A 13,961-nucleotide genomic window follows, 5' to 3' on the forward strand; every position below is an offset into this window, starting at 1 on the left:
TAAAATAGCTTATGAATTAGAAGGACGTTTGAAACAGGAACGTAAATGTTTGACTATATGGATAAGCCAAGCCTCTCTCCTGTTTTACAGTGCTCATTCTGAACAACTGACCGGTATACAGGGAGATCTTAGTATTACTTACTCCATACCGTTTGTTGAACGTATCACTGAATCGATAGTAAACAGAAATACTTTCTGCACTGAGATAACTATAATCCTGTACAAATCTGGATGTAGGATAGGTTGGACCTGCATTTACGGTATAGCCTTCAGGGTCTGTGATTCCTTTAAAAAAGGTATGATCACCTGGTTTCTGCCATCGCTGAGTATATACCCGGCGGTCTACATTCTGCCTCAGGCTTACATTCTCCACCCGGTCGGCCAGGGTTTGGTTATAAGTCTGCCCCCCATATCTGAATCTGAAATAGGCATTGAATCCTATTCCTTTCAATTCGTAGTTTACTCCAAAAGTACCTTCCAGCTTTGCTCTGCTATCACCCACCACTACCTGATCGGCCGTGCTATAGGTATTAGTTTCCTTACCATCACGGGTAATAAAGATCTCACGGCCATTAGACGGATCGATCCCTTTGGATCTTACAGCCCAAATAGCAGTTGGCGACATTCCTTCAGCATATCTGATCAGGGGAACTGTAGATTTGGATGTATCAGCTCTTTTATTCAGTTCTTCCAGAGAGTTGGATAATCTTGTATATTTTCCTTCAGCTGAAAACAGGTTTAGAAATACATTGATATTATTTCTTTTGTTGGATAGAATAGTATAGTTGATATATGCTTCCCATCCTTTGTTTGTAAGATCCCCCAGGTTCTCCTGGTAAGAATTAAACCCAGTTGATGGAGCAGTATTCACGGTAGCTAATGCACCCTGTGTTTTTTCGATGAAATAGTTTGCACTGATATTCAGTTTATTGAACAGTGTAATATCTGTTCCCCAGTTATGCTTTTGAGTTTGCTGCCATGCCAGATCAGGGTTTCCGTAACCAAGGAGATAAACACCATACTGTCCGTTATAGGGCACCTGATAATACTGACCGGTAGTTAGTGCCAGGTAGCTGGCAAATCGTTGAGAACCGGTATAGCCGAATGAGTATCTCAGTTTCAGTAAATTCACGTTAGTGCCGGAAGCCCAGAATTTCTCCTTATGTAAATTCCAACCACCACCTACAGACCAGAAATTTGCAAATCGCTTGTCGGCACCGAAAAGAGATGAACCATCCAGGCGATAGGATATATCCAGGAGATACCGGCTATCGTAAGCATAGCTAAAGTTTGCCAGGTAACCAGCCAATCTGCTTTTGCTTTCCATTCCCATTGGCTTGGAATCCTTTTTATACTGAATTGCATTAAAGAAACGATTTAACCTTTCATTCGGAAATCCTGTAGCTTCCAAGGTGGTAGCTTCATTTCGCTGATCCTGAAAGTTCATACCCAATGTTCCAAAGAATACACTTTTGCCAATAGTCTTATTCAAATCGGCAGTAAAATTTCCATCAATCAATCTGCTATCTCCATTAGTTCTGCTATAGGAACCTTTCTTGGCATAATCTTCTGCATTCAGGCTTGCAAAATCGGTATGTGAAGGAGGTAGAAATTTATCATAAAAATCTGATTGTTGTTGCAAGCTTAAACGTCCGTTGACCCGTAACCAGGAAGTCGCCTGCCAGACTACATTGAGGTTATTCATCAGGTTCTTGTACCTGTTCTGATCTACGATAGCCAGACTGCTGTTATACATCGGATTCACCACCCGTCCATTCAGCAGCTTACCACTTCCGAGCTGGCCATTCTGATAGGAAAGATCTTCCAGATAATACTTCATCTTTCCATTTGCATCATAAGGTGTCCAATATGGGTTCAGAATAGTATATTGGTCAAAAGTGCCATAAGGTGAATTATTGGCTTTATTGAAACCCAATGTCACTTCATTTCTGAATTGGAAATTCTTCAGGCGATAAGACAAATAAGAACTGGCCTGAATATTTTCCCTGTCGGACCCTTTCATTACCCCATTTCTTTTATCGTAGGTCAGACTTACGCCATACAATGCATTATTTCCACCACCTTCAATATATACGTTATGTTTAGTACCAACACCTGTACGAACGGGCTTCGACAACCAATAGGTATTTATACCTCTTTGTACTTCCGATAGTCGTGCTGCGTATAAAACATTAAGTCTCTCCTGTTCTTCGTTTATAGAAGACTTGTAAATGCCTCCTTTTAGCTCCAGATCCAGTTTTTCCCTGGCATTCAGCAAATCATAATCGCGTAGATCAGGAGTTTCAATAGTCATATTGCTATTAACTGAAATACGCAATTTTCCATCCTGCGGAGCTATCAGTTCCATAATTACTACTCCGTTTGCCGCACGAGAACCATAAATAGAAGTAGCGGCAGCATCTTTGAGGATGGTTACTTTTGCAACACGATTAATGTCCAGGTCGAAAATCCGTTGTAGTGGTACTTCAAATCCATCCAGGATAAAGAGTGGAGTATTAACATTCTTGTTGGAATACCCTAATACATCGGTTGTATTGGCAGTTGGGTTGGCAATACTATTTCCACCTCTCAACTGAACATTAGGCAGGGTATTAGGATTGGCACCATTGGCAATATTCTCCGGGATCTGGAAAGAAGGGTCGAGCGTACTTATAGCTGCTAAAAGATTATTATTACTTACTTTCCCAAGTTTTTCCCGGGTAAGAATAGTAGCAGCTCCGGTAAAATTCTGTGACGGACGATTATATAACCCCGTTACTACCACATCTGTAAGTGTTTTAGCGCTAACACCCAATCGTACAATCAACCTAAGATTATTGGCATTGAGTGTTACTTCTTTCTTTTCGAAACCTAAAGAAGAAACAATAAGTACAGCACCGGGAGTAGCATCAATAACAAATTCTCCTTTTGTATTAGATACAGCACCCTGAGTAGCGCCTTTCAAAACGATAGTAGCACCAATGATCGGATCGCCGGAGTGATCATCTACGACCTTTCCCTGATAGCGTAATACCTGGTCTTGTGCAGCCTGTGTTTCAGGCTTGTCTTCTTCCTCTTCTGCAAAAATTTTAGTAGAAGAAGAAGTTAACTGATAGATAACAACTTTGTTGTTGATCTGCCTGAAACCCAGTCCTGTTTTGTTTAATAAACTTTCCAGCACTGTGCGTAAGCTGGCATTTTTAGATTGAAATGTTACTGGTGCAACGGCAGTAAGTTGAGCTTTGTTATAAGCGAATCTGAATGTTGTTTGCGATTCGATTTGCTTAAAAACATCTAAAAGTGGTTGGTTTCTGACATTTACCTGAATGGTAGTTGCATCGATAGTTTGTGCTTTGGTTGAATTAGCTGATAATATCTGGGCAGTACATCCCAGTATGGCTATTATAAACCCCAATCTCATAAGCCCCGCTTTACAAATAGAAAAAACAGCTTCTCTATATAGGAATACAAGTTCCCTATACCTAAAAAATTTCATACTTTTGGTTGATATGTTTTAAATAACAAATTCCTGTCTATTTGAAACTAGCCAACATCTCGGTTGCAGCCGGGATGTTGGTGCTTTATAGCAGGTATTAAGGCGGTTTAATGCAACAGTTACCTGTATTCATTTTTATTGATTTTTTATGATGTAAATATTATTTTCTTTGGAGAATTTGCTGCCCGTAACACTACATACAACTTCCAATATTTCTTCCAGGCTGTCGGTATCTTTAAATGTTGCAGAAACTCTTTGCTGCTGAAGATTGGATGATTGCAACTGAATATGGCAGCTGAATCTGGCTTCCAGGAAACTCATGAGTTCAGGTAATGCCTGATCATCTATTACTAATTCTGCCGGCCGCCAGGTAATTTCTTTTCTTGCATCCACCACTTGTTTACTAAATCTTTCTGCATTCCTGTCAAATACTACCTGTTCATTTGCTGTTAAAATAGTTGAAGTCTGCTGCTTCACACCACTTACCTGAACCTTACCCGAACTCACTGTAACTTTGATCTGATGATCATTTGGATATGCATGAATATTAAAGGAAGTTCCCAATACCTTGGTAGTTAAACCACCCGTATGAACAAGAAATGGGCTATTAGCATGCTGTCTTACATCAAAGTATGCTTCTCCGAGCAGGTAAACTTCCCTGAAGTTACGCTTATCATATCGCAGGGAACTACCTGCATTAAGAACAACGGAACTACCATCCGGCAGGTAAATGAATTGATTATCTTTCAATGCTTTAATAAGCGTATCAGATTTTTCACTGAGTAAGGTTGGTTTGTTGGAAGAATGATTGTTTTGCCAGGTGATTACAGCTATCAGGAGCAGGGATGCGGCTATCCCGGCAGCCCATTTACTTATCCTGATTATCCTGGTTTGTTTAGGCCGTTTAATTTGGGTAAGCATATTTTCCCAATCTACCGGCCAACTATTATTTTGCGGCGGCAGGATGTTCCATAAACTGCTTAATTCGGGGTCCAGACTCTTTGCCTGTTCTTCATTTTCCAGTAAATGTAATAGCTCAGAAAGTTCTTCCTGAGTACAATTGTTGTTCAGGTACTTCTTAAACAGAATTTTTATTCTCATATTCAGGCAGTATTGCTGCTTTACAACAACAAGGACACATGAGATAAAGGATAGGACTATAGGAAGGGTAAATATTTTTTTATACCATATATCAATATATGGTATTTCCTCTTATGCCATCAGTAGAAAAGTAAGTATGATACTGGCATGAGTAGTATGTTCGAGCAGATATTGGCGTAGGAAGGCAAGACTTTTAACCAGATGATTTTTCACTGTATTACGTGATATATTCAACTGGGCGGCGATTTGATCATGAGTTAACCCGCCCTGCCTGCTCATCTCATATATTTTTCTTTGTTGTACAGAGAGTTGTGCAAGTCCATCATTTAATAACTGGACATATTCTTTGGCTATGACAGTTTCTTCAACATCATTGACCACCGGTTTCATATGTACGCTAAGTTCTTTCAGCAGCTGCTCATTGTAGGCAACCTTACGCAGGTGATTTAAAGTTTTATGTTTGGCTATCGTAAATATATAGCCTTGGAGATTTACTACATCCTGTAGCGTATCCCTACATAACCATAGTTTAAGAAATACTTCCTGGGTTAGTTCTTCAGCATGAACTGCATCTTTTACCATCAATAAAATGAAGCCATACACCTTGTCTTTATATGACAAAAACAACTCATTAAATTGCGCTTCATGAAAATACATATTCCTCTATGTTGGTTGGTATATTGCTAAATAAAAACGCTGTTGAAGCCGGAACAAGGTAATACATTAAACCAGTAAAAAAAATACACAGCGAAATTATTCAAAACTATACCAACTCAGAGCGCATCATGAAAAATGATGCCTAAACTATGTCTGTCTCCTGAGTGCAACGGACTTACTCCATGCTTCATTGCTACACGGTAATAGCCTTTGGTACCCTTTGCCGGACGGAAGTTCGTAGCAAAGATGAGCATATCACCTCTCTCTGGTTGGAGCACATTTGCTTTTGATTGTGCTCTTGGTATTTGTTCTGTTAAAACAAATTCACCTCCTGTATAATCTGTTCCAGGCTGATTCAACATAAATACTATCTGCAATGGAAAATAAATCTCACCATATAAATCCTGATGCAGGGTATTAAATCCACCCTCTTTGTATTTCAATATCAGAACTGTAGGTTTTACTTGTCCTTGTTGTTGGCAAAGCTTCAATAACTCTTCATGCGTATCAGGGTATGTAATAGGTATTTGCAATGCCTTCATCCAAAGGTTGGCTACAGGAGCCAGGTAACTGTAGATATTTGTACGCAGCGTTTGAAGCAACGATGGTAAAGGATAGGTGAAATATTTATATTCCCCGGAACCAAACCTGTAACGCTCCATATGAATGGTTTTCCTGTAATACCGATCCTGCTCATAATCAGCTATCAGTTCCTGACACTGGGTAGGATTCAGTACCTGCTTTACAATCGCAAATCCCTGCTGATGTAATTGATCGTAGATGCTTTCCCAATTATAGGAAGGAAGTTGTATCTGGTTCATGTGTTTACTGTTTAGATTTCCACAATTTGAATTCCAACTTCATACAGTGCCCGCAAGGACGATATCCCGCATCAACAGCAGCATTTATGTTTTCAAAGAACACCCTGTTTTGCTTCTTCATTCGCTTGCCAGACTTACAGGATAATAATCCATAAATTTTATTAGGACTATATCCTCCTAATGTAATTCTGCCGGCATGTATCAGGCTAAACAGTGATTGATCACTTAATGCAGAATGTTGCCACATGTTGCAATTCATTTAATTACAACAAAATTAGATGGCTATGGTAAAGTAATAAACCCGATTCTTGCTATTTATCTTTTACACATCTGAATCCAAGATTATTGCCTCCGCTGCTGACTTCACCCTTTCCACGGCTTCCTGCTTTATAACGAATACAATATTGGTCGCTACACAGGAAAGACCCTCCGCGTTGCACTCTTTTAACAGCCCCGGGCTCTTCCGGATCAAAGCTGGAGGATGGACCTTTAGGATTTATTTCAGCGTTTTTTGTATACGAATCAGGACGATAAAAATCAGCGCACCATTCCCAAACATTTCCTTCCATATCGTATAGTCCGTATGCATTAGGAGGAAATGATTTTACAGGTGCCACACCTGTGAATCCGTCTTCTGCTGTATTTTGCCAGGGAAAATCACCCTGAAAAATATTGGCTGGCCACTGACCTTTTGGTTTTAAAGAATCTCCCCAGTAATAGATTGTAGCAGGTTTTCCCTGCCGGGCTGCTATCTCCCATTCGGCTTCTGTGGGCAATCGTTTACCCGCCCAACTGGCATAAGCCTGGGCATCGTTGTAACTAACCTGTACTACTGGTTCATTATCTTTTCCTTCAATTGTGCTCGTTGCACCTAAAGGATGTTTCCAATTGGCGCCATAGGCATATTCCCACCAAAGCATAGGATTGTCTAAGGAAACCGGATGAGTAGGTGGAGTAAATACGGCTGATCCGGGCTTTAATTTTTCGGGATCAACATCCGGATAATCCTCAGGTTTCAAAGGCTTTTCCGCATCTGTAATATAGCCGGTTGCCTTAACAAATTCGGCGAATTGTGCATTTGTAACCTCGTGTTCATCCATCCAAAAGCCATTAACAGTAACACTGTGAACGGGTTTACTGTCTTCAAACTCATCTGACCCCATTTCAAAGGTGCCACCCGGAATCCAAACCATTTCCTTTTCTTTGGTTTCATTGGCAGTAGTTTGATTAGCCGGTGCTGTTGGCTGATGGCAGGCACAAAATAATATGCAGCTTAGATAGATATATTTATTCACCGTCGTTTTTTCCTTTTACTTTACTATACATTGGTTTATTCTGATCGAGCGCTTTCGATTCCGGAAAGATATTATAAAATGCTTGTAATGCCTTTTCCGGATTTTCTTTTTGCTAAAAATCGACCAGCAACAAATCCCTCGGCTGAATCATCCATTTTTCAAGCTCTTTCCTTTTTCCACTAGAATCTTCTCACGCTGTTTTCCGGTTGCCAGATTATTCAGGCAAGCAGAGTCTATCTGCGAGTAATAAATCATAAAACAGATTCGGCGATTCATGGTTGGCGAAGTAGATTATGGTGCACAAATATATAGTCTACTAATTTAATAGACAAATAAAATCTGTATCTGACAATAAATTAAAATACAATACCGATAATAAATACGTTGGCACTGACAGACTGACTACCAAACCTGACAGCCTGATTATCGACGTCTACCAACGTAGGTCGACTGTATTTATAGCCTCTATAAATATAGGAAGCAAAAATTCCGACGCTCTTCAGGTGGAAAGAAACACCACCGCCGGCACCATAGAAGAATTTACCAGACTGGTTAAAAGTTATAGGCTTTGAAGTACCGTCTGTGGCAGCCACGAGGTCTGTACGTGTTGCATTATAGGCATTATAACCAAATTGACCGGTAAGAAATGGTTCAACCATTCCCCAACGATGCTTTAGTTTTACATCAGCAAACACAGGTACCAAAGTACGTCCGTTGTATGAGGTTATCTCCACTCCCGGTCCTGCTCCCAGATATTGATTTAATAAATTCACATTACCAACAACACCACCACCAAACTTGCTGTCATGTAACATCAGATACCCGTACCCATTGATCAATTTGCTGTCTTGCGCCCAACCAAATAACGGCAGGAATAGCAATAACAATAACATCTTTTTCATGACTTAAGGCATTTGGATCGCCTATATCTGTAACAGTAATTGACGGGTGATTGTTCCTATTTATTTTGATATCAAAAAGGTTGTCTCTACTAAATAGAGACAACCTTTTGGTCTTTCAAAGGATAGGTTATGATTATCTGACACTGAATGTTTGGGGTGCAGCAAACTGTTGTACCGTTTTGACTATTTCTTTTTCCAGCTCATTACCTTGTAATTTTTTGGTTGCAGATTTCTCTTCAAGTGCAGACATAGCCTTATACAATGGTTCATTATTCACTGTTCTTTGCAACGCAATTCCTTCATTGGTCGAATATACCTGTTGCCATGCCTTACGTACTAAAGCCCAGAAAGCCTGATGTTCTGCCCACCATGCAATAGCTTTACTGCATTTGCCTTCGTCTGTTCTGTCGTAGGTATTCACACCTTTTTCACCAACAATTGGTTTATCTGTACCATTAGCTCTCACAACTTTAAGATTATCCTGGATATGCAGGGAACCGGTAGCAGTGAGCTCATGTCGGTTTACTCTATGCAGCACATTGTAATCTTTACGCGTAGTATATTCTCTTCTTGGCAATGGTGCATCAGAAGCGCTTTCCCAATAATGGCGGCCATCTGCATGAATCCAGGTAGCAGTTCCTTCATAGCGAGGTTCATCATCTACACCATAAACTTTCTGAGTCCACTGTCCTTTAACCTGCGATGCAGGTAATTGCACTTTCTTCCATTTATTATCCTGGTCGTATTGCAGCAGGGTCTGATTTTCATACTCCCAGTCTTCCGTCCAATGCTTGATTACTTCTCCTTCCGCTACCAGCAGATGTTGGAGTACAATCTTTTTGTTGCTTTCTTCTGCAACTGTTACATATTCAACCGCATCGCTGATCTTATGATAGCCTTTAGGTTTATAATTTGTGTCTGTAGGAAAGGTTTCGGTATATTCAAAAGTAACAGCCTGGCAACCACACATTGCTTTGATTGCATCCTTGTCTTGCTTTAATTTGTTTTTATCCTGGGCAGAAGCTTGTATGCTCAGTGCTGCAAGGAAAATACTAATTGTAGTGATCTTCTTCATGATTAATAATTATTTAAAATCTCTTGTTCCATTTGCCTGTAATTGATAACGGAAGTTATAATTACGAGCTACTGAATTACCATCAGGAGTAGTCGGAGCGTCTTTATAGTAGCTAAAAACTTCAACTTTTGCATATTTTCCGGTAGCAGTACGCATCACAATATATTTGCCCGGAACAGGGGAAATAATATGAGTAGTTCTATTGTAGGTATACCAGTCTACAATCGCCAAAGTGGTTCCATCTACTACATAACCGGATTCCGGAGCGACCAATAAATCATTAAAGATTCCGGAAACTACCTGTGCAGTTGCAGCACCTGGTCCGCTTACTCCACCATTTATTATAATATTGGTAGATCTGAAACCAATATCCCACTTGGTAGTAGCGGAATCGGAATTTGGAATAACTTTGTTATCAGCCAGGCTAAATAAAGTGAAATGACCTTTATCTGCGGCATCGCCATCAATATTCTTAGCGGTTACTGTAACGAGTGTAGATTTAGGAGTTGTATTCTCATCATCTTTCTTACTACAGGCACTTAAGAGCAGCACAAAGAGTACCGGTAGGCCGGCAAAGCGAATTGTTGTTTTCATGTTATTTAGGATTATTGTTTTATTTGATTAGTATGTTGAATTGTCCATGACACAGCCACAGTGTATAATCTACCTGGCATTGTTGGAATATGTTTATAATCACTGTAATTGAATAAGTTCTCGACAGTTCCCTGCACCCGCATTCTCTTATCGAAGAATTGTTTGGAAAGGGCCAAATTAGTGACCAGGTATCCCGGTACGAATTCACTTTTGAGATCAGGTACATTATTCCCGTTTTCATCAGTAAATCCATATTTACTTCTATAAATGGCCCTTACATTGGCGTTCCAGTCACTGCTCCTGGAAGTCCAAGCGATTTTGAGATTTGCATTATGTCTGGATCGGTTAAATAGTCCGAAATACTCATTGCGGCGTAATACTCTTGTTTCTTTTGTATTCTCATCAGTTGTATAAACCTTGCCTGCCTTTACCTGGTCGTATATGGCATTATCTTTTGTTCTCAGGTACTGGTAACCACCACTCAACATCCACTGATTTAAAGAATAATTTAGCTCCACTTCACTTCCGCAAGTAGTAATCTGTTGCAGGTTTACATAACTAAATACGTATTGTCCGTTGGTTTTTTCGGCAATAGCCCTTGTGTCGATCATATCGCTAACACTGTTATAGAACAGGTTAACTTTTGCAGTTGCATTTTCTGCAAGCTTTCCCTGTGCAGCAACGTTAAAAGCCCAGGATCTTTCGGCATTCAGGGAATTAAGCTGCGAAGGATCTACTGTCAATCTTTTTATTTGCCCCCTGGCGGTAAGATCATTGATGATTTCAGTAGCCAGTTTGGTACCGGCAACAGTATAACCTACTGCCGCATTATTGAAGTGCAGGTAGAGCTGTCGGAAATCCGGGGCTCTATATCCGCGGCCTACAGATCCCATTATCCTCCAGGTTGGAGAAAGATTGTAGGATAGAGCCAATTTTGGGCTGAATTGAGACGGATACTGATTATGCATATCATATCGTCCACCCAGCACTATATTCCATTTTTCTGTAGGTTGCCAGGCATCCTGTATAAAGAGATAACCGGTATTGAAAGCCATTTGGTCGTCGTACCGGGTTGCAGATACGGTTTCTCTTACATATCCACCACCAGCAGTAAGCAGATGAGACTTTGCTATCTTCAGATCTGCCTGGTATTCCGGTTTAAAATATTGCTGGGTAAAATAACTTGCATCATACAACTCCTTAGAAGATTGCCACCACATATTTTCATCGGTATGATAACGCGAATAGTAGAAGCGAAGTAATTGGGTAAATCTCTCTGACTGCTGATAGCGCAACTGCCAGGAGGCATTCATGTCTTGCTCTTTCCCTTTATCATCTATTTTTCCTGCCTGATCTGTGAAATAGCTTTTATATTGTTGATTATACCACCTGCCCGACACACTGCTTTGCCAGCGATTATTGATCTGATATTGCCAGCGGCCCTGCAGCGTGGCAGCATGGTAAGGAGCAATAGTAGGACTGGTTTTATCATCTCCAAGCGTATATCCATTACTCCCCAATAAATTTGCACTGGATTGGATGGTACTTTTTGGTGTTAGGACTACTGAATTAATATCACCATTATAGGTACCGTTACTACCATATCTGCCACTAAGCGTTGTACTACCATTTTCCGCTCTGTTTTTTGTAATGATATTAATAACACCAGCCAGGGCATCACTGCCGTAGAGGGAGGAAACAGGGCCTTTGATAATCTCTATCCTTTCTATATTGCCAACAGCAATCCGGGAAAGGTCAAAGGTGCCGGCAGTGCGGCCTATCAGAGGTTCTCCGTCCAGTAAGATTAAGGTATATTCAGATTCCAATCCCTGCATCTGTATGCCTGTTCCATGGTTCGACGACAGAAATAAACCAGTTTGCTCAGACAGGACCTGCGACAATAGCACAGCGCCCATATCCTTAATCTGTTGTTTATTTATTATAGTAACAGGTACGGGCACTTTATTTAACAACTGCTCGTTACGTGTGGCAGTTACTACCACCTCCTGTAATGATTTATTGATGCTATTTGTATCTGTTTGGGCAAAGCATGCCCAGGCCTGCCCAAAACAGGCAAACAGGGAAAATAAAAATTTATTCATGCGAAAAATGCTACTGAATGAGCAGCAAAAGTATAAACGCGTTGCAAGGTCTACGTCTCAAATCGGGAAACTCATTTACGCAATACGGAAATTGTAATTATTAAAAATTTATGGGGAGTTGTAAGTTTTTTCTATTTTCTGCAACTAATAAGAAAAAGGATTTCATGGAAGAAGCTCAATTTCTAACAATGATTCAGACTTTTCAGCCTATGCTGTATAAGATATGCCGGGTCTACCGCCCATCGAGGCAAGATCAGGAAGATCTGTTTCAGGAAATAATATATCAATTATGGAAATCACAACATTCCTTCAAAGGAAACTCCCAGATTAAAACATGGATTTACAAAGTAGCTATAAATACTGCGCTTACAGATTTTAGAAAAAAGAAACCGGATATCAGGTATACAGATCAAATACCCGATACGGAGTCTGAATTTTCAAATTCAGATTCCACCAACCAGGAAACCTTATTCATAGAAGCTTTACAACAACTAACAGACGGAGAAAAAACCATTATCACTTTATATCTCGAATCTTTTAGTTACAAGGAAATAGCAGGTATTTTAGGAATAAGCGAAAACAATGTAGGAGTAAAAATCAACAGAATTAAAATTAAACTTCAAAATATTCTTAATCATGGAACCAAATGACTTCCGCAATAACTGGAAAAATATCAGCACTCCAAATCTTTCTTCAAAATCAATTTATGATATGCTTAAAACAAATACTCATCCTGTACTTCGTAATGCGAAACTACAGGTTACCATCGAATCAATCTTTTTAGTATTATTTCTGATCACTTACTATACAGCACTCGACGGACAAGATAAGCCTTTATATATAAATATAATTTTCGCAGGTACAATTCTTCTGAATGTTATTCAACAACTAACAATCTTCAATCTACCTTCCTATATAAGTGCTGAAAGTAATATCCGGACTTCTCTGAAATCCTATAAACGAAATTTATCCAGGTTCTATATACTCACTATTGTTACAAGAATATCTTTTATGTTCGGGTTTATTCTATTCAGCACTTCTAATATAATATGGGGAACAAATAAGCTAATCTCTCTAATGCTGCTCGTTGTAATATTTTTTATACAATTGATTTTGTTTCAGAGAACCTGGTATAAACGAATCATTAATATCAGAAATGATATACAGTATTTTGAAGACGGAGAATAATTAGCAAAGGCAGGAATATCCTGCCTTTGCTAATTATAAACATTCACGTTTATGTTCCAATAAAAACCCATAGTTCCACTCAACTACTAGGCGTAATAATTGTTAAGAAGATATCATTGTTATATAATCCAAAACGACCTCATATGAAAAAACTCCTAATCGTTTGTGCAATTGTAGCAGGAGCCTGGACCAGCAAGGCTCAGAATGTTGAGAATTTCAATTTTAGAAGAGTGGATAAAGAAGTTGTTCCTGTAGAAGTATCAGGCGCGGCCGAAAGGGATTTTAAAAACGCAAGAGTTAAAGAATACTTTGCTGTGCCCGCTGAGTTTACAGAAGAAGATTGGATGGTGACTTCCAATGAAAACACTAATGCAGAAAAACCTGACTACTATTCTGTAAGTGTTGAAGAGAATGGCAATACTTATTATGCTTTATACACTAAATCAGGAAAACGAATTTCAACTCAAGAGAACATCAACAATGTTCGACTTCCTGAAGGCATAGTAAAAGACATTCATAAAAAATACCCTGGCTACAAAGTAGAATCCGATAAGTATACCCGTTTAATTAATGAATCTGATAAAAGGGTTTATTACCGGGTAACTATTCAAAAAGGCGAAACTGTTAAACATCTGTTTTACAGTGAGCATGGTAAAGCTGTCAAGTAATCATAATTTCCCGCAATGAGTTATTTCCATTGCGGGAAATTTTTATTGAAAACCTTGTTTGT

General features: G+C 39.5%; 13 protein-coding genes. 3 read left to right on the forward strand and 10 right to left on the reverse strand.

Annotation, left to right across the window (positions count from 1 at the left end; genetic code table 11):
• Positions 1-16: 16 nt before the first annotated feature.
• From DVR12_RS19185 to DVR12_RS19230, 10 genes are all read right to left on the reverse strand, one after another.
• A complete protein-coding gene (locus DVR12_RS19185) occupies positions 17-3,421 on the reverse strand; it encodes a SusC/RagA family TonB-linked outer membrane protein (RefSeq protein ID WP_158563305.1) in 3,405 nt (1,134 codons plus the stop codon).
• 210 nt (positions 3,422-3,631) lie between these two features.
• A complete protein-coding gene (locus tag DVR12_RS19190) occupies positions 3,632-4,597 on the reverse strand; it encodes a FecR family protein (RefSeq protein ID WP_116977405.1) in 966 nt (321 codons plus the stop codon).
• Between the two features lie 111 nt (positions 4,598-4,708).
• Positions 4,709-5,254: an RNA polymerase sigma factor gene (locus DVR12_RS19195; protein ID WP_116977406.1), complete on the reverse strand. Its 546-nt coding sequence runs from the start codon at positions 5,252-5,254 to the stop codon at positions 4,709-4,711.
• Positions 5,255-5,370: 116 nt separating this feature from the next.
• Positions 5,371-6,075 carry a 2OG-Fe(II) oxygenase gene (locus DVR12_RS19200; RefSeq protein WP_116977407.1) on the reverse strand — a complete coding sequence of 235 codons (705 nt, stop codon included), beginning with the start codon at positions 6,073-6,075 and terminating at the stop codon, positions 5,371-5,373.
• A 4-nt stretch (positions 6,076-6,079) separates the two neighbouring features.
• Complete coding sequence (locus tag DVR12_RS19205; RefSeq protein WP_116977408.1) at positions 6,080-6,322, reverse strand: Ada metal-binding domain-containing protein; 243 nt, start codon at positions 6,320-6,322, stop codon at positions 6,080-6,082.
• 64 nt (positions 6,323-6,386) lie between these two features.
• Positions 6,387-7,370, reverse strand: a complete 984-nt coding sequence (locus tag DVR12_RS19210; RefSeq protein WP_233522427.1) for a formylglycine-generating enzyme family protein — start codon at positions 7,368-7,370, stop codon at positions 6,387-6,389.
• 356 nt (positions 7,371-7,726) lie between these two features.
• Complete coding sequence (locus DVR12_RS19215) at positions 7,727-8,272, reverse strand: hypothetical protein (RefSeq protein ID WP_116977409.1); 546 nt, start codon at positions 8,270-8,272, stop codon at positions 7,727-7,729.
• Between the two features lie 133 nt (positions 8,273-8,405).
• Complete coding sequence (locus tag DVR12_RS19220; protein WP_116977410.1) at positions 8,406-9,347, reverse strand: DUF6607 family protein; 942 nt, start codon at positions 9,345-9,347, stop codon at positions 8,406-8,408.
• Between the two features lie 9 nt (positions 9,348-9,356).
• The gene (locus tag DVR12_RS19225; RefSeq protein ID WP_116977411.1) at positions 9,357-9,941 is read right to left on the reverse strand and encodes an HmuY family protein; all 585 of its coding nucleotides are present in this window, start codon (positions 9,939-9,941) and stop codon (positions 9,357-9,359) included.
• An 11-nt stretch (positions 9,942-9,952) separates the two neighbouring features.
• Positions 9,953-12,043 carry a TonB-dependent receptor plug domain-containing protein gene (locus DVR12_RS19230; RefSeq protein WP_116977412.1) on the reverse strand — a complete coding sequence of 697 codons (2,091 nt, stop codon included), beginning with the start codon at positions 12,041-12,043 and terminating at the stop codon, positions 9,953-9,955.
• Between the two features lie 164 nt (positions 12,044-12,207).
• Between DVR12_RS19230 and DVR12_RS19235 the strand changes: the two genes are divergently transcribed.
• From DVR12_RS19235 to DVR12_RS19245, 3 genes are all read left to right on the forward strand, one after another.
• Positions 12,208-12,693: an RNA polymerase sigma factor gene (locus DVR12_RS19235; protein ID WP_116977490.1), complete on the forward strand. Its 486-nt coding sequence runs from the start codon at positions 12,208-12,210 to the stop codon at positions 12,691-12,693.
• Positions 12,680-13,231 carry a hypothetical protein gene (locus DVR12_RS19240; RefSeq protein WP_116977413.1) on the forward strand — a complete coding sequence of 184 codons (552 nt, stop codon included), beginning with the start codon at positions 12,680-12,682 and terminating at the stop codon, positions 13,229-13,231. The genes DVR12_RS19235 and DVR12_RS19240 overlap by 14 nt, the downstream gene beginning before the upstream one ends.
• A gap of 143 nt (positions 13,232-13,374) precedes the next feature.
• A complete protein-coding gene (locus tag DVR12_RS19245) occupies positions 13,375-13,899 on the forward strand; it encodes a hypothetical protein (RefSeq protein WP_116977414.1) in 525 nt (174 codons plus the stop codon).
• Positions 13,900-13,961 lie beyond the last annotated feature (62 nt).

The organism is Chitinophaga silvatica, assembly GCF_003419895.1.
Classification (GTDB): Bacteria; Bacteroidota; Bacteroidia; order Chitinophagales; family Chitinophagaceae; genus Chitinophaga; species Chitinophaga silvatica.